This window comes from Streptomyces sp. Ag109_O5-10 (assembly GCF_900105755.1).
In the GTDB taxonomy this organism is placed as follows: Bacteria; Actinomycetota; Actinomycetes; order Streptomycetales; family Streptomycetaceae; genus Streptomyces.
In genome coordinates, this window is the sequence record NZ_FNTQ01000001.1 from 6,986,393 (window position 1) to 7,007,154 (window position 20,762).

Annotated in this window: 24 protein-coding genes and 1 pseudogene; 19 read left to right on the plus strand and 6 right to left on the minus strand. The window is 72.4% G+C overall.

Annotated features, from left to right (window positions below; translation table 11 throughout):
• Positions 1-336: 336 nt before the first annotated feature.
• The 4 genes from ybaK to BLW82_RS31865 form a co-directional block, all read right to left on the minus strand.
• Entirely contained in the window at positions 337-846 is a 510-nt protein-coding gene (gene ybaK, locus BLW82_RS31850; protein ID WP_093504253.1) for a Cys-tRNA(Pro) deacylase, read from the minus strand.
• A gap of 16 nt (positions 847-862) precedes the next feature.
• Complete coding sequence (locus tag BLW82_RS31855) at positions 863-1,603, minus strand: LON peptidase substrate-binding domain-containing protein (protein WP_093504255.1); 741 nt, start codon at positions 1,601-1,603, stop codon at positions 863-865.
• Positions 1,604-1,614: 11 nt separating this feature from the next.
• Entirely contained in the window at positions 1,615-2,679 is a 1,065-nt protein-coding gene (locus BLW82_RS31860) for a hypothetical protein (RefSeq protein WP_093504257.1), read from the minus strand.
• 157 nt (positions 2,680-2,836) lie between these two features.
• Complete coding sequence (locus tag BLW82_RS31865) at positions 2,837-4,414, minus strand: oxidoreductase (RefSeq protein ID WP_093504259.1); 1,578 nt, start codon at positions 4,412-4,414, stop codon at positions 2,837-2,839.
• A gap of 248 nt (positions 4,415-4,662) precedes the next feature.
• On the opposite strand from BLW82_RS31865, the gene hisD reads away from it, so the two are divergent.
• From hisD to hisF, 8 genes and pseudogenes are all read left to right on the plus strand, one after another.
• On the plus strand, positions 4,663-5,988 hold the full coding sequence (gene hisD, locus BLW82_RS31870) for a histidinol dehydrogenase (protein WP_093504261.1): 1,326 nt from the start codon (positions 4,663-4,665) through the stop codon (positions 5,986-5,988).
• Positions 5,985-7,094 carry a histidinol-phosphate transaminase gene (locus BLW82_RS31875; RefSeq protein WP_093504263.1) on the plus strand — a complete coding sequence of 370 codons (1,110 nt, stop codon included), beginning with the start codon at positions 5,985-5,987 and terminating at the stop codon, positions 7,092-7,094. Before hisD ends, BLW82_RS31875 begins: the two co-directional genes overlap by 4 nt.
• Positions 7,091-7,684, plus strand: a complete 594-nt coding sequence (hisB, locus tag BLW82_RS31880; RefSeq protein ID WP_093504265.1) for an imidazoleglycerol-phosphate dehydratase HisB — start codon at positions 7,091-7,093, stop codon at positions 7,682-7,684. Before BLW82_RS31875 ends, hisB begins: the two co-directional genes overlap by 4 nt.
• Positions 7,685-7,687: 3 nt before the next feature.
• The gene (locus BLW82_RS44665) at positions 7,688-7,852 is read left to right on the plus strand and encodes a hypothetical protein (protein ID WP_177233142.1); all 165 of its coding nucleotides are present in this window, start codon (positions 7,688-7,690) and stop codon (positions 7,850-7,852) included.
• Positions 7,849-8,490: an imidazole glycerol phosphate synthase subunit HisH gene (gene hisH, locus BLW82_RS31885; RefSeq protein WP_093504266.1), complete on the plus strand. Its 642-nt coding sequence runs from the start codon at positions 7,849-7,851 to the stop codon at positions 8,488-8,490. Before BLW82_RS44665 ends, hisH begins: the two co-directional genes overlap by 4 nt.
• On the plus strand, positions 8,487-9,212 hold the full coding sequence (priA, locus tag BLW82_RS31890; protein ID WP_093504268.1) for a bifunctional 1-(5-phosphoribosyl)-5-((5-phosphoribosylamino)methylideneamino)imidazole-4-carboxamide isomerase/phosphoribosylanthranilate isomerase PriA: 726 nt from the start codon (positions 8,487-8,489) through the stop codon (positions 9,210-9,212). The genes hisH and priA overlap by 4 nt, the downstream gene beginning before the upstream one ends.
• Positions 9,209-9,613, plus strand: a complete 405-nt coding sequence (locus BLW82_RS31895) for a Rid family hydrolase (protein WP_093504270.1) — start codon at positions 9,209-9,211, stop codon at positions 9,611-9,613. The genes priA and BLW82_RS31895 overlap by 4 nt, the downstream gene beginning before the upstream one ends.
• A pseudogene (gene hisF, locus BLW82_RS31900) lies at positions 9,610-10,364 on the plus strand (imidazole glycerol phosphate synthase subunit HisF). The gene BLW82_RS31895 and the pseudogene hisF overlap by 4 nt, the downstream one beginning before the upstream one ends.
• Positions 10,365-10,473: 109 nt before the next feature.
• Here the strand turns inward: hisF and BLW82_RS31905 are convergent.
• Positions 10,474-10,872: a VOC family protein gene (locus BLW82_RS31905; protein WP_093504272.1), complete on the minus strand. Its 399-nt coding sequence runs from the start codon at positions 10,870-10,872 to the stop codon at positions 10,474-10,476.
• Positions 10,873-10,882: 10 nt separating this feature from the next.
• Positions 10,883-11,518 carry a TIGR03085 family metal-binding protein gene (locus tag BLW82_RS31910; RefSeq protein WP_093504274.1) on the minus strand — a complete coding sequence of 212 codons (636 nt, stop codon included), beginning with the start codon at positions 11,516-11,518 and terminating at the stop codon, positions 10,883-10,885.
• Positions 11,519-11,600: 82 nt separating this feature from the next.
• Here BLW82_RS31910 and hisI point away from each other — a divergent pair, with 82 nt between their 5' ends.
• From hisI to lgt, 11 genes are all read left to right on the plus strand, one after another.
• On the plus strand, positions 11,601-12,032 hold the full coding sequence (hisI, locus tag BLW82_RS31915) for a phosphoribosyl-AMP cyclohydrolase (RefSeq protein WP_093504276.1): 432 nt from the start codon (positions 11,601-11,603) through the stop codon (positions 12,030-12,032).
• Positions 12,033-12,043: 11 nt separating this feature from the next.
• Positions 12,044-13,522, plus strand: a complete 1,479-nt coding sequence (locus BLW82_RS31920) for an anthranilate synthase component I (RefSeq protein ID WP_093504278.1) — start codon at positions 12,044-12,046, stop codon at positions 13,520-13,522.
• Between the two features lie 72 nt (positions 13,523-13,594).
• Entirely contained in the window at positions 13,595-14,239 is a 645-nt protein-coding gene (locus tag BLW82_RS31925) for a TIGR02234 family membrane protein (protein ID WP_093504280.1), read from the plus strand.
• A 262-nt stretch (positions 14,240-14,501) separates the two neighbouring features.
• The gene (locus BLW82_RS31930) at positions 14,502-14,765 is read left to right on the plus strand and encodes an HGxxPAAW family protein (RefSeq protein ID WP_093504282.1); all 264 of its coding nucleotides are present in this window, start codon (positions 14,502-14,504) and stop codon (positions 14,763-14,765) included.
• A gap of 77 nt (positions 14,766-14,842) precedes the next feature.
• Positions 14,843-15,292: a DUF2752 domain-containing protein gene (locus BLW82_RS31935; RefSeq protein ID WP_093504284.1), complete on the plus strand. Its 450-nt coding sequence runs from the start codon at positions 14,843-14,845 to the stop codon at positions 15,290-15,292.
• A gap of 147 nt (positions 15,293-15,439) precedes the next feature.
• Complete coding sequence (trpC, locus tag BLW82_RS31940; protein WP_093504286.1) at positions 15,440-16,249, plus strand: indole-3-glycerol phosphate synthase TrpC; 810 nt, start codon at positions 15,440-15,442, stop codon at positions 16,247-16,249.
• A 21-nt stretch (positions 16,250-16,270) separates the two neighbouring features.
• The gene (trpM, locus tag BLW82_RS46375) at positions 16,271-16,471 is read left to right on the plus strand and encodes a tryptophan biosynthesis modulator TrpM (protein ID WP_093504288.1); all 201 of its coding nucleotides are present in this window, start codon (positions 16,271-16,273) and stop codon (positions 16,469-16,471) included.
• Positions 16,472-16,550: 79 nt separating this feature from the next.
• Complete coding sequence (trpB, locus tag BLW82_RS31950) at positions 16,551-17,834, plus strand: tryptophan synthase subunit beta (RefSeq protein ID WP_093504290.1); 1,284 nt, start codon at positions 16,551-16,553, stop codon at positions 17,832-17,834.
• Positions 17,831-18,649, plus strand: a complete 819-nt coding sequence (gene trpA / locus BLW82_RS31955; protein ID WP_093504292.1) for a tryptophan synthase subunit alpha — start codon at positions 17,831-17,833, stop codon at positions 18,647-18,649. The genes trpB and trpA overlap by 4 nt, the downstream gene beginning before the upstream one ends.
• Before the next feature lie 117 nt (positions 18,650-18,766).
• On the plus strand, positions 18,767-19,543 hold the full coding sequence (locus BLW82_RS31960; protein ID WP_093504294.1) for a DsbA family protein: 777 nt from the start codon (positions 18,767-18,769) through the stop codon (positions 19,541-19,543).
• A 102-nt stretch (positions 19,544-19,645) separates the two neighbouring features.
• Positions 19,646-20,659: a prolipoprotein diacylglyceryl transferase gene (lgt, locus tag BLW82_RS31965; protein WP_093504296.1), complete on the plus strand. Its 1,014-nt coding sequence runs from the start codon at positions 19,646-19,648 to the stop codon at positions 20,657-20,659.
• The last annotated feature ends 103 nt before the right edge of the window (positions 20,660-20,762 follow it).

The window sequence follows — 20,762 nt, forward strand, 5'->3', positions numbered from 1 at the left end:
CTGTCGGCTGTGGAGGTGGCAGGGGCGCGGGGCACTGCGCGGTCAGCCCATGACGGCCTGCAGTCGGTCTGTCGGCGGCAGAAGAGCAGGGGCGGGGGGAACCGCGCGGCCAGCCCGCGGCGGCCCGTAGGTGGTCTGGCAGGGCTGCCGGGGCCACGGACAGCGGTGGGGCAGGGGCGCGGGGCGCCCGGAAGGGTGTGCCGCCCGCGGCCCCCATGGGCTATGCCGGACGGCGACCGTGGTTCGAGCGGCCCTTCTTCAGGCGCCACTTCCTCTTGCGTGTCCTCTTCGACATGTCTTCCGTACTTAACCCAGTGCGGAGACTTCGTCGAGGGGTCACGCACGTCCGATCGGGGCCAGCGTCGCGTTCGTCAGACTCGCGAGGGCGGTCGGGGCGAGCTCCACCTCCAGGCCCCGGCGGCCCGCCGAGACGCAGATCGTGGCGTGGGCCGAGGCCGAGGCGTCCAGGACCGTGGGGAGCTTCCTGCGCTGGCCCAGCGGGGAGATGCCGCCGCGGACATAGCCCGTCGTGCGCTCGGCCAGGGCCGGGTCCGCCATCGCCGCCCGCTTGCCGCCGACCGCCGTGGCCAGGGCCTTGAGGTCCAGGCTGCCTGCCACCGGCACGACCGCGACCGTGAGCGCGCCGTCGACGTCCGCGACCAGGGTCTTGAAGACGCGGTCGGGGGACACACCCATCGCCTCCGCCGCCTCCTCGCCGTAGGACGGGTGGGCGGGGTCGTGGTCGTAGGAGTGGATCGTGAAGTCCACGCCCGCGGTGGTCAGGGCCACCGTCGCCGGGGTTCCGCCACTGCCGCCGGACTGCTGTTTCTTTGATTTCTTCGGCATTCAGGAAGACCCCGGTTCAGTTCAGGCTCGTCGGTGTCCGCGTCAGATCCGCCGCGGGCAGTGACGGCAGGTTACGGATGATCGCCGTCTCGGAGCGAAGGAGTTTCAGCTCGTCGCGGAGGCGGGACGCCGTGTCGGGGGCCTGGAGGAGGCGCTGCTTGGTGGGGGTGTCGTGCATCATCGCGGCGGCGACCAGGTAGGAGACGACGGAGGGCTCGTCGGGGAGGTCGACGCCCGTGGAGAGCGAGCGTTCACGCGCGCCCGCCAGGCGTTTCTGGTACTGGCGGAAGGCCCGCAGGACGCCCTCGGCCAGCGCCCCGGCCTCGTCGCCCCGCTCCTCGGTCAGTTCCTCCAGCTCGGCCGTGAGGAACGGTCCCGACGCGTCGACGGAGAGCAGCCGCACCCGGTTCGTACCCGTCGCCAGCACCTCGAACGTGCCGTTCGCCCGCTCCCGGATCGTCGCCGCGTCCGCCACGCAGCCCACCCGGTGGAAGGACTTGAGGGGGTCGGGCCCGAAGCCGGCCGCCGGGCCCCGGTCGGGCTGCGCCGTCGGGTCAGGCATGCCCGGTGCGCTCGGCGCCACCTCGTGGCCGTCGCGGATCGCCACGACGGCGAACCGGCGCGGTTCTTCCTCGGGTGTCTTCAGCAGGTCGCGCATCATGGCGCGGTAGCGCTCCTCGAAGACGTTCAGCGGCAGCACGAGCCCCGGGAACAGCACCGAGTTCAGCGGGAAGAGGGGGAGACGGACGGTGGTCACGGCGCCCCAGCCTAGTGGTCATCGGCGGGAACATGTCCGCCGTGCTCGGCCCGTGGGCGCCCCGCGGCCCTCGGCGAGGGGATCAGCACGGCCTCGGGAGGCGGTTCCGCACCGGCCAGCAGGTGGGCGCGCAGGCGTACGAAATGGCCCAGCGGGTCGTCGGAGAGCCGGCCCCAGGGGAAGGACGTGACGTACGGGCCGATGAGTTCCAGCTGGGCGCGGGCGGCCTCCCAGCGTTCCAGGCGGACCAGCAGGTACATCAGCTTGTTGCGGATCTCGGCCGGCCAGGTGTCGGCCGCGGGGAACCGCGTGGAGAGCGCGATCGCGCGGTCGGCCGCCGCGTCCAGGCGGGCCCGTGGCACCTCGGGTCCGCAGCCGTCGGTGAGGTAGGCGAAGGCGGCGCGGGCGGGGAGGGCCTGGACGAGCGAGCCGGCCGGAGCGTCCTGGGCGGCCAGGTCGGCGAAGTCGAAGCACTCGCGGTGCGAGCCGTGCCAGTACGTGCCCAGGTAGCGCAGCGCCGCCACATGGCAGCCGTAGTGGTGCGGGGCGCGGCGGACCGCCGCCTCCCACAGCTCCTCGAAGTAGCGGTGGCCGGCGTTCGTGCCGCGGGCGTGGTCGAGGGCGATCCGCCACGGCACCGGGTCCCGGTCGTCGCCGCGCGCGGCCGCCGTGATCAGCGGGCTGAGCGGGCGCAGGAGCTCCGCACGGGCGGGCGAGTCCCAGGCCTGGTCCACCCCGAGCTGCGCCTGGACCAGCAGCAGGTCCGGGTCGCGCGGGGCGGCCGTGGCCCACTGGCCGAGCCACTCGGCGCGGGAGCGGGCGAAGAGGGCGAGCCGGTGCACGTACCGGTCGCGTTCCTCCCACTCGGCCGCGTCCCGGGTGCCGGCCAGCAGCGTCGCGGCCGCCTCGTACTCGCCCCGGCCGGCCGCGACCAGCGCGGGGGCGAGCCGGTCGTCGGGCGCGTCGAGGAACACCTCCTCGTCGGCCGGGAGCGGTCCGGCGGTGAGAGGCGGAGCGTTCGTTGCCCTCCGTGCGGTACGGAAGAGCGCGCGCAGCGAAGCCATGGCGTTGACCATTGAAAGTCCGCAGGTCGGGGCAGCGCCAGACGGTATGGCCAAGTCCACGAAAGTTGTATGGTCGCCGGTCAAGGAGAAGTAAAAGGTGACTGTTGCTCACCTGTTCGGTTCCTGTGAGCTACACCACCCCTGCGGTCGCCCCGGAAGGAACCGGCCGTCACCCCCGCCTCAGCAGCCGCGTCGCCCCCGCGGCCACGGTCGTCGCCAGGATCCAGCCCAGCAGGATCATCACCGCCGCCGCCCACTGCCAGCCCCCGGTGAGCCGCCACTGGCCGACCTGGCCCAGGTCGATCACCGGCAGCAGCAGGTCCAGGACGAACAGCGCCGGGTCCCAGGCCGGGTGGCCGCCCGAGTTCATCGGCGGATGCGGGGCGTGCGCGAACGCCAGCGTGCCCGCGGCCCACAGCACCGCCATCCACACCGCCGCCCGGCCCGGACGGTAGCCGTAGGCCACCGTCAGGTCCTGCGCGAACCCCCAGAGCTTGGCGGCCGGCGGCAGCGTCTCGCGGCGCCGCCGCTGCTTGGCGAGCAGCACCTCGCGCGCGTCCTCGTCCTCGCCGGCGGCCCGCAGCACGGCCGCCAGGCGCTCGTACGGCTCCGGGTTGTACTCGGCGGTCGCCGCCGCCACCCAGTCCAGGCGCCGGGTCAGCGGGAACGGGCCCTGCGGCACCAGGTTCTCGTAGCCGAAGCCGCCCATGTGCAGCCGCCCGGGCCCCGGCCAGCTGGTCGCGCGGTCCACCAGGTTGACGACCCGGGCGCCGGACAGCACCACCCGCCCGCGCTGCGGCTCCTCCCCGAGGAACCGCAGCTCCGGCGCCTGCACCCGGCGCAGCGACAGCTCCTGGTCGTCCGTGAAGGTCAGCCGCGCCCGCTCCAGGTCCACCGCGTCCCCGAACCGCCCGTCGTCGAGACGGACCCCGCCCTGGCACTCGAACCGCTGGATCCGCGTCCCGCGCGCCGGGGTCGTCCCGCTCTGCCAGGGGCCGCCCACCCCGGCCGGGGTCAGGTACAGCGTCCGGCCGACGGTCAGCTGGGGCGCGTTCAGCGCGAACCGCCCGTCGGGGTTGCGCAGCCGCGCCCCGCGCAGGCTCAGCGAGACGCCCACCTTGGCGCTGCGCAGGCTGAGCTCGCCGTGGGTCTCCAGGAGCTCCGCCGTCAGGTCCTGGCCGACGGTCATGCCGTCCGCCGCGATCGACCGCCCGCTGCGGTCCCGGTACACCACCGCCTGGTTCAGCAGCAGATCGGTGCCGATGTGCGCGTCGGTCAGCCGGACCCCGCCGAGGAAGCGGCAGTGCGGCAGATGCAGGTCACCCTCCGTGTGCAGCCGGGCCGCCTCCAGGCGCGGCGCCGCGCAGTCCACGAACCGCGCCGTCGTGAAGTGCGCCTCCGGCAGCAGGATCTCGTCGTCGAACCGGCAGCCGCGCAGCTCCATGTACGGCAGGACCGTGCCGCCCGCCAGGTCCAGGGTGCCGGTGATCCGGACGCCGGCCAGCTTCAGCGAGGAGACCCGGCCGGCCAGCGGTGGCGGCCCGTCGAGCAGCAGCCAGCACACGATCCGGGCCCGCACGGTCCGCTCGGGCCCCCACGGGTGGCCGCCGTGCGGATCGTCCACGTGCAGGTCGCCGCTGCTCAGGTCGTACAGGCTGCCGTTGCGGAACGCCTGCCACATACCTGCCTCGGCCGCGGTCAGATCGTCCGGCAGATCCCCGTCGCGGACGCCGTCCCCCTGGGTCACGGCTTTTCCTTCTTCCTCAACTACTCGCGGGTCATGTTCGGTACAACCGGTGATGCCCGGTGCGTGAGATCCCGAACACAGCTGGTGACGGTGATCTTCCGGGTTCCGGCCAGGCTAGGGGCCGGGCGCCGCCGCGCGCCCCGTATCAAGCCACGGAGCCGCGGTCGGTGCGGTCGTCGGCTCACGTTCTGTATCAGCCATTGATACGCGCGGACGGGCTCCGAGTGCCGTCTGAGAGAATTGAGCCTGTGATCTCCCGAATCGATCTGCGCGGCGACGCCCTCCCCGAGGGCCTCGCGCTGCGCGACCTGCTGCCCCGAGCCGACTTCGACGTCTCGGCCGCCCTGGAGAAGGTGCGGCCGATCTGCGAGGCCGTGCATCATCGGGGCGACGCGGCGCTGATCGACTTCGCCGAGAAGTTCGACGGCGTACGCCTGGAGTCGGTACGGGTCCCGGCCCGGGCGCTCACGGACGCGCTGGAGCGGCTCGACCCGGCGGTGCGCGCGGCCCTGGAGGAGTCCATCCGGCGCGCCCGGCTCGTCCACCGCGAGCAGCGCCGCACGACGCACACCACGCAGGTCGCGCCCGGCGGCTCGGTCACCGAGAAGTGGGTGCCGGTCGAGCGAGTGGGTCTCTACGCGCCCGGCGGACGTTCCGTCTACCCCTCCTCCGTGATCATGAACGCGGTGCCCGCGCAGGAGGCCGGCGTCGACTCGATCGCGCTCGCCTCGCCCGCGCAGGCCGAGTTCGGGGGCCTGCCGCACCCGACGATCCTCGCCGCCTGCGCCCTGCTCGGCGTGGACGAGGTCTACGCGGCCGGCGGCGCCACCGCCGTCGCGATGTTCGCGTACGGCACCGAGTCCTGCCCGCCCGTCGCCATGGTCACCGGCCCCGGCAACATCTGGGTGGCCGCCGCCAAACGCTACTTCACCGGCAGGATCGGCATCGACGCCGAGGCCGGACCGACCGAGATCGCCGTGCTCGCGGACGCCACCGCCGACCCGGTGCACGTCGCCGCCGACCTGATCAGCCAGGCCGAGCACGACCCGCTCGCGGCGGCGGTGCTGGTCACCGACTCCGTGGAGCTGGCGGACGCGGTCGAGAAGGAGCTGGCGCCGCAGGTCGCCGCCACCAAGCACGTCGACGACCGGATCGTGCCCGCCCTCGAGGGCCGGCAGTCCGCGATCGTCCTGGTCGACGGCGTCGACGAGGGCCTGAGGGTCGTCGACGCGTACGGCGCCGAGCACCTGGAGATCCAGACGGCCGACGCCGCCGCCGTGGCCGACCGGGTGCGGAACGCGGGCGCGATCTTCATCGGGCCCTGGGCGCCGGTCTCCCTCGGCGACTACGCCGCCGGCTCCAACCACGTGCTGCCCACCGGCGGCTGCGCCTGCCACTCCTCCGGGCTCTCCGTCCAGTCCTTCCTGCGCGGCATCCACATCGTCGACTACACGCGGGACGCGCTGGCCGAGGTCGCGCACCACGTGGTCACGCTGGCGGAGGCGGAGGACCTGCCCGCGCACGGCGCGGCGGTCAAGGCGAGGTTCGGATGGAAGGTACCGACGGGCAAGTGAGCTTCGGCATCGACGATCTCCCCGTACGGGACGAGCTGCGCGGCAAGTCCCCCTACGGCGCGCCCCAGTTGGACGTCCCCGTACGGCTGAACACGAACGAGAACCCCTACCCGCTGCCCGAACCCCTGGTCGAGCGGATCACCGAGCGGGTGCGCGAGGCCGCCCGGGACCTGAACCGCTACCCCGACCGGGACGCGGTGCAGCTGCGCACCGAGCTGGCCAGGTACCTGACGAAGGCCGGCAACCACCCGCTCTCCGTCGAGAACGTGTGGGCGGCCAACGGCTCCAACGAGGTCATCCAGCAGCTGCTGCAGACCTTCGGCGGACCCGGCCGCAGCGCGATCGGCTTCGAGCCGTCGTACTCGATGCACTCGCTCATCGCGCGCGGCACCGGCACCCGCTGGATCTCCGGCCCCCGCAACGAGGACTTCACCCTCGACGTCGAGGCGGCCTCGGCGGCCATCGCGGAGCACCGGCCGGACGTCGTCTTCATCACCACCCCCAACAACCCCACCGGCAACGCGGTGCCGGCCGAGACGGTCCGCGCGCTCTACGAGGCCGCCCAGGCCGCCAAACCCTCGATGGTCGTCGTGGACGAGGCCTACATCGAGTTCAGCCACGGCTCCTCGCTGCTGCCGCTGCTCGAAGGTCGGCCGAATCTCGTCGTCTCCCGGACCATGTCGAAGGCCTTCGGCGCGGCCGGCCTGCGCCTCGGCTACCTCGCCGCGCACCCCGCGGTGGTGGACGCCGTCCAGCTGGTCCGGCTGCCCTACCACCTGTCGGCGATCACCCAGGCGACCGCGCTGGCCGCCCTGGAGCACACCGACACGCTGCTGAAGTACGTCGAGCAGCTGAAGGCCGAGCGGGACCGGCTGGTCGCCGAACTGCGGGCGGCGGGCCTCGAAGTCACCGAGTCGGACGCCAACTTCGTGCAGTTCGGGCGGTTCGCGGACCCGCACGCGGTGTGGCAGCGGATCCTCGACCGGGGAGTCCTCGTCCGGGACAACGGCGTGCCCGGCTTCCTGCGGGTGTCCGCCGGAACCCCCGAAGAGAACGACGCGTTCCTCGACGCGGTACGTGAAGTCAAGAAGGAGCTGGACGCATGACCCGCGTAGGGCGCGTGGAGCGCACCACCAAGGAGACCTCGGTCCTCGTCGAGATCGACCTCGACGGCACCGGCAAGACCGACATCGCCACCGGCGTCGGCTTCTACGACCACATGCTCGACCAGCTCGGCCGGCACGGTCTGTTCGACCTCACCGTCAAGACCGACGGCGACCTGCACATCGACGCGCACCACACCATCGAGGACACCGCCCTCGCTCTCGGCGCCGCCTTCAAGCAGGCCCTCGGCGACAAGGTCGGCATCTACCGCTTCGGCAACTGCACGGTCCCCCTGGACGAGTCGCTCGCCCAGGTCACGGTCGACCTGTCCGGGCGCCCGTACCTCGTGCACACCGAGCCGGAGAACATGGCGCCGATGATCGGCGAGTACGACACCACCATGACCCGGCACATCCTGGAGTCCTTCGTCGCCCAGGCGCAGGTCGCCCTGCACGTGCACGTACCGTACGGACGTAACGCGCACCACATCGTGGAGTGCCAGTTCAAGGCGCTCGCGCGGGCGCTGCGCTACGCCTCCGAGCGCGACCCGCGCGCGGCCGGCATCCTCCCCTCGACGAAGGGCGCGCTGTAAGCGATGAACGGCCTCTCGACCCTCCTGATCGTCGTCGGCCTCTTCCTGGTCGGCGGAATCGTCTCCTTCGTCAAGCAGAAGATGCCCACCAGCCTGATCGTGCTGCTCTCGATCAGCGCCGCACTGTGCCTGGTGGCGGGCGTCATGAGGCTGGAGGTGTGGAATTGACCGCTCCCAAGAGTGTGGTGGTCTTCGACTACGGCTTCGGCAACGTCCGGTCCGCCGAGCGCGCCCTCGCCCGCGCCGGGGCCGATGTCGAGATCACCCGTGACTTCGACAAGGCGATGAACGCGGACGGCCTGCTGGTGCCGGGCGTCGGCGCCTTCGCCGCCTGCATGCAGGGCCTGCGCGGGGCGCGCGGGGACTGGATCATCGACCGCCGGCTGTCCGGCGGACGGCCCGTGATGGGCATCTGCGTCGGCATGCAGATCCTGTTCGCGCGCGGCATCGAGCACGGCGTCGAGACCGAGGGCCTCGACGAGTGGCCCGGCTCGGTCGAGCCGCTCCAGGCCGAGATCGTCCCGCACATGGGCTGGAACACCGTGGACGCACCGGCGGGCTCCGAGCTGTTCGCCGGCCTGGACGCCGACGCGCGCTTCTACTTCGTGCACTCCTACGCCGTCCACGACTGGACCCAGGAGACGCACAACGCGGCCATGCACGCCCCCAGGGTGACCTGGTCGACGCACGGCAAGCCGTTCGTGGCCGCCGTGGAGAACGGCGCCCTGTGGGCCACCCAGTTCCACCCCGAGAAGTCCGGCGACGCCGGCGCCCAGCTCCTCACCAACTGGATCGGAACACTGTGAGCACGCTCGAACTCCTTCCCGCCGTCGACGTCCGCGACGGCCAGGCCGTCCGCCTCGTGCACGGCGAGTCCGGGACCGAGACCTCCTACGGCTCCCCGCTGGAGGCGGCCCTCGCCTGGCAGGGATCGGGCGCCGAGTGGCTGCACCTGGTCGACCTGGACGCGGCGTTCGGCACCGGCGACAACCGCGCGCTGGTCGCCGAGGTCACCGGGGCGATGGACATCAAGGTCGAGCTGTCCGGCGGCATCCGCGACGACGCCACCCTCGCCGCGGCCCTCGCCACCGGCTGCACCCGCGTGAACCTCGGCACGGCGGCCCTGGAGACCCCGGAATGGGTCGCCAAGGTCATCGCCGAGCACGGCGACAAGATCGCGGTCGGCCTGGACGTACGCGGCACGACCCTGCGCGGCCGCGGCTGGACCCGCGACGGCGGCGACCTCTTCGAGACGCTCGCCCGCCTCGACCAGGAGGGCTGCGCCCGCTACGTCGTCACCGACATCGCCAAGGACGGCACCCTCCAGGGCCCGAACCTGGAACTCCTGAAGAGCGTGTGCGCGGCGACGGACCGGCCGGTCGTGGCCTCCGGCGGCGTGTCGTCGCTGGACGACCTCCGTGCGCTGGCCGACCTGGTACCCCTCGGTGTCGAGGGCGCCATCGTCGGAAAGGCCCTGTACGCCAAGGCGTTCACCTTGGAAGAAGCACTGGAGGCAGTGTCACGATGACGTCCGATGCCGTACGGCGCGTGCAGAGCGGAAGTCCCTGGGAGGAGAGCTTCGGTTTCGCCCGCGCCGTCGCGGCGGGCGACCGTGTGGTGGTGGGCGGTACGACGTCCTTCAAGGGCACCGTGCTGTACGGGGAGGGCGACCCGTACGAGCAGGCCAGGGTGGCCTTCGCCGCCGCCCTGGAGGCGATCGCCGAGTTCGGTCTCGGACCGGAGTCGGTGATCCGTACCCGCCTGTTCCTCGCGCACGCGCGCGACATGGACGCGGTGGGACGCGCCCACAAGGAAGTCTTCGACGCGGTGCGCCCGGTGACCACGTTCGTCGTGGTGACCGGCTTCGTCGACCCGCGCATCCTGGTCGAGGCAGAGCTAGAGGCATACAGAGGAGCCGTGGATTCATGACCCTGGCGGTCCGAGTCATCCCCTGCCTGGACGTGGACAACGGCCGGGTCGTCAAGGGCGTCAACTTCCAGAACCTGCGGGACGCGGGCGACCCGGTCGAGATGGCCAAGGTGTACGACACGGAGGGCGCCGACGAGCTGACCTTCCTGGACATCACCGCGTCCTCCGGCAACCGGGAGACCACCTACGACGTGGTCCGCCGCACGGCCGAGCAGGTCTTCATCCCCCTGACGGTCGGCGGCGGCGTCCGCACCGCGGAGGACGTCGACAAGCTGCTGCGCGCCGGCGCCGACAAGGTGGGCGTCAACACGGCGGCCATCGCCCGCCCGGACCTGATCCGCGAGATCGCGGAACGCTTCGGCCGTCAGGTCCTGGTCCTGTCGGTCGACGCCCGCCGCACCGGGTCGGGCTCCTTCGAGGTCACCACCCACGGCGGCCGCCGCGGCACCGGCATCGACGCCGTCGAGTGGGCCCACCGGGCCGCCGAGCTGGGCGCGGGCGAGATCCTGCTCAACTCGATGGACGCCGACGGCACCAAGGACGGCTACGACCTGGAGATGATCACCGCCGTCCGCAAGCACGTCACGGTCCCGGTCATCGCCTCCGGCGGCGCCGGCGCCCTCGCCCACTTCCCCCGGCCGTCACGGCGGGCGCGGACGCGGTCCTCGCGGCCTCCGTCTTCCACTTCGGCGACCTCAGGATCGGCGAGGTGAAGCAGACGCTCCGGGAGGCGGGCCACCCCGTCCGGTGACGCCACGCCGAACCACGGCCCCGGTCGCCCTGACAGGCGGCCGGGGCCGTTTCGCGGCCCCGTGGCCGTACCGGGGCTGCGCCGGGCCGAGCTGCCCCGGTGAGGGCGGTCAGTCCTTCGGCTGGGTCAGCTGGATCAGGTTGCCGACCGTGTCGTCCAGGACGGCGGCGATCACCGGGCCCTGGTCCCGGGGGCCGTGCGGGAAGCGGACGCCCAGGGTGCGCAGGCGGTCGTACTCCGAACGGATGTCGTCGACCGAGAACACGATGGCCGGGAGGCCCGCCTCGTAGACGGCCTTGCGGTACGGGTCGGCGAGGGGGCCCTCGCCGGGCTCCAGCAGGAGCTGGAGGTCCGGCTGGGCACCCTGCGGGGCGCCGACCGTGACGAACAGGGTGCCGTCGCCCAGGTCCAGGAGGGTACGGGTCTCGAAGCCGAGGACGTCCGTGTAGAACGCGTGCGCCTTCGGCACGTCGTCCACGTACACGCTCGTCATCGCGACCCTGATCACCGCGGGCTCCTCAGATGCCCAGCTTCTTGGACTCGTTCAGCTTGGCGATCGCGTTCTCGTCGCCGGTCACCTCGACCTTCGCCGCGCTCTGCCGGCCGAACGCGAACATCAGCAGCTCGGAGGGCTCGCCGGTCACCGTCACCACGGGTGCGCCACGGTGGGCGACCGCCGTCTGGCCGTCCGGGCGGCGCAGCACCAGGCCCGTCGGCAGACCCCGGCCGAGCAGCCGGGCGGTCCGCTCCAGCCGGGTCCACAGGGCCTCCTGGAAGACCGGGTCCAGCTCCCTCGGCGACCAGTCGGGCTGGGCCCGGCGGACGTCCTCGGTGTGGACGTAGAACTCGACCGTGTTGGCCGCCTCGTCCACCTGCTTGAGCTGGAACGGCGAGAAACGCGGCGGACCGGTGCGGATGAGCTGGATCAGCTCCTCGTACGGCTTCGCCGCGAACTCGGCCGTCACCTTCTCCAGGCGCGGCGCCAGCTGCTTGATCATCGTGCCCCCGGCCGCGTCCGGCCGGCGTTCGCGCACCACCACGTGCGCGGCCAGATCACGGGTCACCCAGCCCTCGCAGAGGGTCGGAGCCTCGGGACCGGCGGTCTCCAAGAGGTCGGCGAGCAGAAGCCGTTCACGCTTGGCGAAGGTCGACATACCGTCAGCCTACGGCCACCCGCACCGTCCGGACAGTGGACACGGACCGTGACTGTCGGTGCCGCGCGGCACAATGGCACCCATGACCAGTACGACCGGTACGACGGGTACGCCCCCGTCCAGTGGCCTCGCCCCGGAGATCGCCGCCCGCCTCAAGCGCAGCGCCGACGGACTCCTCCCCGCCATCGCCCAGCAGTACGACACCGGCGAGGTGCTGATGCTCGGCTGGATGGACGACGAGGCGCTGCACCGGACCCTCACCACCGGCCGCTGCACCTACTGGTCGCGCAGCCGCCGGGAGTACTGGGTCAAGGGCGACACCTCCGGCCACTTCCAGTGGGTGAAGTCGGTCGCCCTCGACTGCGACGCCGACACCGTGCTGGTCAAGGTCGACCAGGTGGGCGCCGCCTGCCACACCGGCGACCGCACCTGCTTCGACGCCGACGTGCTCCTCAAGGACGCCGAGCACGGTCACGAGGCCGCCGATTCCGGCGCGGCCGCCTCCGATCAGTAAGGTCTGCCGCCATGGACCTCGAGACCTTCCGCAAGCTCGCGACCGACCGGCGCGTCATCCCGGTCACCCGCAAGCTCCTCGCCGACGGCGACACCCCGGTCGCTCTCTACCGCAAGCTCGCCGCCGAGCGCCCCGGCACCTTCCTGCTGGAGTCCGCCGAGAACGGCCGCTCATGGTCCCGGTACTCGTTCGTGGGCGTCCGCAGCGCGGCGACCCTGACCGCCCGCGACGGTCAGGCCCACTGGCTCGGCACCCCGCCCGTCGGCGTGCCCGTCGACGGCGACCCGCTGGCCGCCCTGCGCGCCACCATCGAGGCCCTGCACACCCCGCACGACCAGGAACTGCCCCCCTTCACCGGCGGCATGGTCGGCTACCTCGGGTACGACATCGTGCGCCGCCTGGAGAAGATCGGCCCGGGGGAGCGCGACGACCTCGCACTTCCCGAGCTGACCATGCTCCTCACCAGCGACCTCGCCGTCATGGACCACTGGGAGGGCTCGGTCCTGCTGATCGCCAACGCGATCAACCACAACGACCTCGACACCGGCGTCGACGAGGCCCACGCCGACGCCGTGGCCCGCCTGGACGCCATGGAGGCCGACCTCTCCCGCCCGGTCGCCCAGCCGCCCGCCGTCCTGCCGCCCTCCGAGCTCCCCGAGTACACCGCCCTGTGGGGCGGCCCCGACTTCCAGGTCGCCGTCGAGGACATCAAGGAGCGCATCCGCGCGGGCGAGGCCTTCCAGGTCGTCCCCTCCCAGCGCTTCGAAACCCCGTGCACGGCGAGCGCACTGGACGTGTACCGGGTCCTCAGGGCCACCAACCCGTCGCCGTACATGTACCTCTTCCGCTTCGACGGCTTCGACGTCGTGGGATCCAGCCCGGAGGCCCTCGTCAAGGTCGAGGACGGGCAGGCCATGGTGCACCCCATCGCGGGCACCCGGCCGCGCGGGGCCACCCCGCAGGAGGACCAGGCCCTCGCCGACGAGCTGATGGCCGACCCCAAGGAGCGCGCCGAGCACCTGATGCTCGTCGACCTCGGACGCAACGACCTGGGCCGGGTCTGCGAGCCCGGCTCCGTCGAGGTCGTCGACTTCATGTCCGTCGAGCGGTACTCGCACGTCATGCACATCGTCTCGACGGTCACCGGAAAGGTCGCCGACGGCCGCACCGCCTTCGACGTGCTCACCGCCTGCTTCCCGGCCGGCACCCTCTCCGGCGCCCCCAAGCCCCGCGCCATGCAGATCATCGACGAACTGGAACCGTCCCGGAGGGGGCTGTACGGCGGCTGCGTCGGCTACCTCGACTTCGCCGGCGACTCCGACACCGCCATCGCCATCCGCACCGCGCTGCTCCGCGACGGCACGGCGTACGTCCAGGCCGGCGCCGGCATCGTCGCCGACTCCGACCCGGTCGCCGAGGACCAGGAGTGCCGCAACAAGGCGGCGGCGGTCCTGCGGGCGGTGCACACGGCCAACAGACTGGGCAAGTAGGCGCGCGGGCCGGGCAGGTGGGGCGCTTCTCACCCGACCCCGGGTGACCGTTCGCGCCGGGTTCAGGCGATAGTGGGGTACGTGACTGCTGTTCCTCACCCCTCTTCCGAAGCCGGCGAGCCCACCCGGTCCGGCCGCCGCAGCCTCGCCGTCGCGCTGCTCTTCGGCGCGCTCGGCGCGGCCGTGGCCCTGCTGTCCACCCGGCAGCGCTGGGCGGCGGGCACCGCGACGGTGGCAGGCGGCGACTTCCCGCTGACCGCCAAGGGCAGCGACGTCACGGGCGTCCCCGCGGCCCTCGCCATAGTGGGCCTTGCCGCGCTCGTCGCCGTCTTCGCCGTCCGCAGGGCCGGGCGCTTCCTGGTCTCCGGCCTCCTCGCGCTGTCCGGCGCCGGCATCGTCGCCGCGGCCCTGCTGGGCGCGGCCGACGGCTCCGCGCTCGACGAGAAGGCCGCCGAGGCCAGCGGGGACACGTCCGCCACGGTCGCCGCGCTCAGCCACACGGGCTGGCCGTACGTCGCCGCGGCCGGCGGCGCGCTCATCCTGGTCGCCGGTCTGCTGGCGCTGCGCTACGGGCGGCTGTGGCCCGCCATGTCCGGGCGCTACGAGCGCGGCACGGGGGCGGAGCGGCCGCGGCGGGCGCCGAAGCCGGTGGATCCCGACCGGCCGGAGGACATCTGGAAGGCGCTCGACCGGGGCGAGGATCCCACGGGCGCGTGACGATTCGCCGGGGGCGCCGTGAGTCCACGGTGGGCCGACGGCCGTCTGCCGTGCCGTTGGGGCTGGTCGCGCGGTTCCTCCCCAGCCTGCGGCCGGGGGGACCCCCAGTGCCGCCTACGAGGCGCTGCAGCCGATGTGGCGAATCAGACGCCACCCCAGCTCCTGGCACCCCTGTGGGTACGGGACAATGGAGGGCGAGCGTCCGGAAGGACACGTACGAGCTCGGGCCCGTACGACACGTACCAGCAACGAGGAGCAAGTCATGGCGGGCAGCAGCCACGGTCACACCCCGGCCGCCTGGACCGGCGTCATCATCGCCTTCATCGGTTTCTGCGTCGCGGGCGCCTTCATGGTGATGGCGCAGCCCGTGGGTTTCTGGGCAGGCATGGCGATCGTGCTCCTCGGCGGCGTGGTCGGCCTGATCATGCGCTCCATGGGCCTCGGCCAGCCGAAGCAGAGCGGTGCCCTGGCGTACACCCCCACCGCCCCGGCCGCCACCCGCGAGCCGGCCGCGGCCGAGAGCTGACCCGCACCACCTCCCGAGGGGCGCTCCGAGACATCGGGGGCGCCCCTCGCGCGCGTGTGCCGACCGTACGGGGCACAATGCGAGGCGTGAACGCCGACAGCCACAGCGCAGCCGCCCCGCCGGCGATGCCCACCCTCCGGGGCCGGCTGGCCGTGCCCGTCTCCGTGCTGGGCGCCGTCGCCGGAGCCTTCGCCTACGTCGGCACCGTCGATCCCAACCAGCCCGGTCACTACCCGGTCTGCCCGCTCTACCGGCTCACCGGCCTGTACTGCCCCGGCTGCGGCGGCCTGCGCAGCGCGCACGCCTTCGTCCACGGCGACTTCCTGGCCGCGCTGCGGGACAACGCGGCGGGCGTCCTCGCCTACCTGGCCTTCGCCGTGGTGTGGACCGTCTGGGCGGTGCGCGCGGCACGCGGCCGGCCCGCCCGGATCCAGCTCGGGCCGGTGCAGATGTGGAGCCTGGGCGTGCTGCTCCTGGTCTTCACCGTTGTCCGGAACCTGCCCTTCGGTGGCTGGTTGCATCCTTGATCAACCGGTGGATGTCCAGGTACTGGGACCGGCGTCAGCCGGATGTGAGGCCCACCCCGTCCTCCGGATACCATCGCAGTGACCATGAGTTTTCGGCCCATGGGTTTGAGACCGCCTGGAAGAACCGTCCGGAAGGGGGCCGCTCTCGTGAGTGTGCTCGACGAGATCATCGACGGCGTCCGTGCCGACCTCGCGGAACGGCAGGCGCGCGTCAGCCTCGACGAGCTCAAGGAGCGCGCGGCGAAGGCGCCGGCCGCCAAGGACGGCGTGGCCGCGCTGCGCGGTGAGGGCGTCAAGGTCATCTGTGAGGTGAAGCGCTCCAGCCCGTCCAAGGGCGCGCTGGCCGCGATCGCCGACCCGGCCGGGCTCGCCGCTGACTACGAGGCGGGCGGCGCGGCCGTCATCTCGGTCCTGACCGAGCAGCGCCGGTTCGGCGGCTCGCTGGCCGACCTGGAGGCGGTCCGGGCCCGGGTGGACATCCCGGTGCTGCGCAAGGACTTCATCGTCACGTCGTACCAGCTGTGGGAGGCCCGCGCGTACGGCGCCGACCTCGCGCTGCTGATCGTCGCCGCCCTCGACCAGCCGGCCCTGGAGTCGCTGATCGAGCGTGCCGAGTCCATCGGCCTCACCCCGCTCGTCGAGGTCCACGACGAGGACGAGGTCGAGCGCGCGGTGGACGCCGGCGCCAAGGTGATCGGTGTCAACGCGCGCAACCTGAGGACCCTGGAAGTCGACCGCGGCACCTTCGAGCGGGTCGCCCCCGAGATCCCCGCCCACGTCGTCAAGGTCGCCGAGTCCGGCGTCCGCGGTCCGCACGACCTGATCGCGTACGCCAACGCGGGCGCCGACGCGGTCCTGGTCGGCGAGTCCCTGGTCACGGGCCGCGACCCCAAGGCGGCGGTGGCCGACCTGGTGGCGGCCGGCGAACACCCCGCTCTGCGACACGGCCGCGGCTGATCACCGGGTAGGCTGATCCCGATGACTCTCACGGTGACGACAGCAGTGGACCGGTACGCCCGCCTCGCGCGCGGCTGCCGTCCTCGCGGTTGCCGTGCACCGGCGCGGCGCGTCCACGGCCGCCGGGTGCGGTACGTCATCGGTGACGAACCCGGGCAGGTCAACGGACGTCGATGGCAGCGCCCCGTCAGGGGCGCGGGGAACGGCGCGATCAGCCGCTGACGGCCGTCAGCCGACGGACAACCCCGACGCCCCACGGCGAACAGTGTTCTTTCACCGGCACTCACCGTGAGGTTTCCGCATGCCCAGCGACTACTTCTTCCCTGATCCAGAAGGCCAGGTGCCCTCCGCCGAGGGCTACTTCGGCGCCTTCGGCGGCAAGTTCATCCCGGAGGCCCTCGTCGCCGCCGTGGACGAGGTCGCCGTCGAGTACGACAAGGCCAAGCACGACCCCGAGTTCGCCCGCGAGCTCGACGACCTCCTGGTCAACTACACCGGCCGCCCCAGCTCCCTCACCGAGGTCCCCCGCTTCGCGGAACACGCCGGCGGCGCCCGGATCTTCCTCAAGCGCGAGGACCTCAACCACACCGGCTCGCACAAGATCAACAACGTGCTCGGGCAGGCCCTGCTCACCAAGCGCATGGGCAAGACCCGTGTGATCGCGGAGACCGGCGCCGGCCAGCACGGCGTGGCGACGGCCACCGCCTGCGCGCTGTTCGGCCTCGACTGCACCATCTACATGGGCGAGATCGACACCCGGCGCCAGGCCCTCAACGTGGCCCGGATGCGCATGCTCGGCGCCGAGGTCGTCGCCGTGAAGTCCGGCAGCCGCACCCTCAAGGACGCCATCAACGAGGCGTTCCGCGACTGGGTGGCCAACGTCGACCACACCCACTACCTGTTCGGCACGGTCGCGGGCCCGCACCCCTTCCCGGCCATGGTCCGCGACTTCCACCGGGTCATCGGCGTCGAGGCCCGCCGCCAGCTCCTGGAGCGGGCCGGCCGGCTCCCCGACGCCGCGATCGCCTGCGTCGGCGGCGGCTCCAACGCCATCGGCCTCTTCCACGCCTTCATCCCCGACACGGGCGTCCGCCTCATCGGCTGCGAGCCGGCGGGCCACGGCATCGAGACCGGCGAGCACGCGGCCACCCTCACCGCCGGTGAGCCCGGCATCCTGCACGGCTCCCGGTCCTACGTCCTCCAGGACGACGAGGGCCAGATCACCGAGCCGTACTCGATCTCGGCCGGCCTGGACTACCCCGGCATCGGTCCCGAGCACTCCTACCTCAAGGACTCCGGCCGCGGCGAGTACCGCGCGGTCACCGACGACGCGGCCATGCAGGCCCTGCGCCTGCTCTCCCGCACCGAGGGCATCATCCCGGCCATCGAGAGCGCCCACGCCCTCGCCGGCGCCCTGGACGTGGGCAAGGAGCTCGGCAGGGACGGGCTGATCGTCGTCAACCTGTCCGGCCGCGGCGACAAGGACATGGACACCGCCGCGCGCTACTTCGGGCTGTACGACACCGACGCCGAGGTCGCGGCCGACGCCGCCGACACCGCCGAGATCGAGGGGGACGCCAAGTGAGCGGGAACATCCAGCTGCTGGACGAGACCCTGGCAGCCGCCAAGGCCGAAGGCCGCGCCGCGCTCATCGCCTACCTCCCGGCCGGCTTCCCGACCGTGGACGGCGGCATCGAGGCGATCAAGGCCGCCCTGGACGGCGGCGCGGACGTCGTCGAGGTCGGGCTGCCGCACAGCGACCCGGTCCTGGACGGCCCGGTCATCCAGACCGCCGACGACATCGCCCTGCGCGGCGGTGTGAGGATCGCGGACGTCATGCGCACGGTGAAGGAGGCCCACGAGGCCACCGGCAAGCCGATCCTCGTCATGACGTACTGGAACCCCATCGACCGCTACGGCGTCGAACGCTTCACCGCGGAGCTGGCCGAGGCCGGCGGCGCGGGCTGCATCCTGCCCGACCTGCCGGTGCAGGAGTCGGCCCTGTGGCGGGAGCACGCCGAGAAGCACGGCCTCGCGACGGTCTTCGTGGTGGCGCCGAGCAGCAAGGACGAGCGGCTCGCGACGATCACGGCGGCGGGCAGCGGGTTCGTCTACGCGGCCTCGCTCATGGGTGTCACCGGTACGCGTGAATCGGTCGGGGCGCAGGCCCAGGACCTGGTCGAGCGCACCCGGGCCACCGGCACCGGGCTGCCCGTCTGCGTCGGCCTCGGCGTCTCCAACGCGGCCCAGGCCGCCGAGGTCGCCGGCTTCGCCGACGGCGTGATCGTCGGTTCGGCCTTCGTGAAGCGGATGCTGGACGCGCCGGACCACGCGGCCGGTGTCGCGGCCGTCCGTGAACTCGCCGGGGGCCTGGCGAAGGGCGTACGCGGACAGGCGTAGGCCCGCAGGCGCGGCCCCACCAGGGTACGGCTGGACACAACGGAACATTCGGTCACTCGAACGGGTGGACCTGGGACCGGGGAGGCGCGGTGCGCCTCCCCGGTTCGTTCTGGGGGTGTGAGCGAGAAGAATCGTGACGGAAAGCGGATGGCCCGGGAGCGGCTGGCGGCCGAGCGCGAGAAGCAGCGGGCCTCGGACAAGCGGCGGCGTGCGCTGATCGTGGGCGCGAGCGTCGTCGGCGTCCTGGGTCTGGCGGCGGTGATCGGCGTGGTCGCCGCGAACGCGGGCAGGGACAAGGGCAGCGCGAGTTCCGGTCCGGTCGTGGCGCCCTCCGGGGCGCAGGGCAAGGACAGCCTCGCCATTCCGGTCGGCAAGGACGGCGCCAAGGCGACGCTCACCGTCTGGGAGGACTTCCGCTGCCCGGCCTGCCAGGCCTTCGAGACGGCGTACCGCCCGACGCTCCACCAGCTGGTCGACGCGGGCCGGCTCAGAATCGAGTACCACCTGGTCACGCTGATCGACGGCAACCTCGGCGGCACCGGCTCCCGGAACGCGGCCAACGCGGCGGCCTGCGCCCAGGACGCCGGGAAGTTCCGTGACTTCCACGACGTGCTGTACGAGAACCAGCCGAAGGAGACCGACGACGCCTTCGCGAGCAACGACAAGCTGATCGAGCTGGCGGGCAAGGTGCAGGGGCTGGACACGCCGGCGTTCCAGAAGTGTGTCAGGAACGGCACGCACAATTCCTGGGTCGTCAAGTCCAACCAGGCCTTCCAGGCCGCCAAGTTCGACGGCACGCCGACCGTCCTGCTCGACGGCAAGAACATCTACCAGGACCAGACCATGACCCCGGACAAGCTGAAGCAGCTGGTCGAGGACGCGAACAAGCAGTAACAAGCAGTAAGGGGGATCAGGCGATTCTCACGCCCCCGTTATGGAGCCGTAGCCGGGCTGGTTGCCGTCGGCCCGGTCCGGCACGGTAGCGTCGACCCTGCCATGGAAGAACTTGCCTACATTCCCAGCCCGTCGCGCGGAGTGATCCACCTCGGACCCATCCCGCTGCGCGGCTACGCGTTCTGCATCATCATCGGTGTCTTCGTAGCCGTCTGGCTCGGCAACAAGCGCTGGATCGCCCGCGGCGGGCGGGCCGGCACCGTGGCCGACATCGCGGTCTGGGCCGTACCGTTCGGCCTGGTCGGCGGGCGTCTCTACCACGTGATCACGGACTACGAGCTGTACTTCAGCGCGGGCCGTGACTGGGTCGACGCGTTCAAGGTCTGGCAGGGCGGCCTCGGCATCTGGGGCGCGATCGCGCTCGGTGCGGTGGGCGCGTGGATCGGCTGCCGGCGCCGGGGCATCCCGCTGCCGGCCTACGCCGACGCCATCGCCCCCGGCATCGCCTTCGCCCAGGCGATCGGCCGCTGGGGCAACTGGTTCAACCAGGAGCTCTACGGCCGCGAGACCCACCTTCCGTGGGCCCTGCACATCACCTCCTCCGAGGGCGGCCGCGTTCCCGGCTACTACCACCCGACCTTCCTCTACGAGTCGCTGTGGTGCATCGGCGTCGGCTTCCTGGTCATCTGGGCCGACCGCCGCTTCAAGCTCGGGCACGGGCGGGCGTTCGCCCTGTACGTCGCGGCGTACTGCGTGGGCCGCGGCTGGATCGAGTACATGCGCGTCGACGACGCCCACCACGTCCTCGGCCTGCGGCTCAACGACTGGACCGCGATGATCGTGTTCCTGCTCGCGGTGCTGTACATCGTGGTCTCCGCGAAGAACCGGCCGGGCCGGGAGGCGGTGGTCGAGCCGGGCGCCGCCTCCGACGTGGGCGCGTCCGACGAGGGCGCGTCCGACGGGGAGGGTGTCTCCGACGGTGAGGCCGACGGTGCGGGTGAGCCGAAGGCGTCCGGCGAACAGGCCGAGGCCGAGGTCGAGGACGACGCCGAGGTCAAGGACGAGGCCAAGGACGAGGTCAAGGACGAGGCCGGGTCGGGGACCACGAAGAGCTGACCTGCTGCCGTACGACGAGGAGGGCGCCCGGGATCGAACCGGGCGCCCTCCTCGTGTCCGGGGCCGCTGGGGGGTTGCGCCGGGTGCGGCACCGCCGGACAGC

Bases quoted from the DNA above. Each gene is read 5' to 3' on its own strand.
- ybaK (WP_093504253.1), bottom strand. From the start codon at position 846: ATGCCGAAGAAATCAAAGAAACAGCAGTCCGGCGGCAGTGGCGGAACC.
- BLW82_RS31860 (WP_093504257.1), bottom strand. From the start codon at position 2,679: ATGGTCAACGCCATGGCTTCGCTGCGCGCGCTCTTCCGTACCGCACGG.
- hisB (WP_093504265.1), top strand. From the start codon at position 7,091: ATGACCCGCGTAGGGCGCGTGGAGCGCACCACCAAGGAGACCTCGGTC.
- BLW82_RS44665 (WP_177233142.1), top strand. From the start codon at position 7,688: ATGAACGGCCTCTCGACCCTCCTGATCGTCGTCGGCCTCTTCCTGGTC.
- BLW82_RS31895 (WP_093504270.1), top strand. From the start codon at position 9,209: ATGACGTCCGATGCCGTACGGCGCGTGCAGAGCGGAAGTCCCTGGGAG.
- BLW82_RS31910 (WP_093504274.1), bottom strand. From the start codon at position 11,518: ATGTCGACCTTCGCCAAGCGTGAACGGCTTCTGCTCGCCGACCTCTTG.
- hisI (WP_093504276.1), top strand. From the start codon at position 11,601: ATGACCAGTACGACCGGTACGACGGGTACGCCCCCGTCCAGTGGCCTC.
- BLW82_RS31920 (WP_093504278.1), top strand. From the start codon at position 12,044: ATGGACCTCGAGACCTTCCGCAAGCTCGCGACCGACCGGCGCGTCATC.
- BLW82_RS31930 (WP_093504282.1), top strand. From the start codon at position 14,502: ATGGCGGGCAGCAGCCACGGTCACACCCCGGCCGCCTGGACCGGCGTC.
- BLW82_RS31935 (WP_093504284.1), top strand. From the start codon at position 14,843: ATGCGAGGCGTGAACGCCGACAGCCACAGCGCAGCCGCCCCGCCGGCG.
- trpM (WP_093504288.1), top strand. From the start codon at position 16,271: ATGACTCTCACGGTGACGACAGCAGTGGACCGGTACGCCCGCCTCGCG.
- trpB (WP_093504290.1), top strand. From the start codon at position 16,551: ATGCCCAGCGACTACTTCTTCCCTGATCCAGAAGGCCAGGTGCCCTCC.
- lgt (WP_093504296.1), top strand. From the start codon at position 19,646: ATGGAAGAACTTGCCTACATTCCCAGCCCGTCGCGCGGAGTGATCCAC.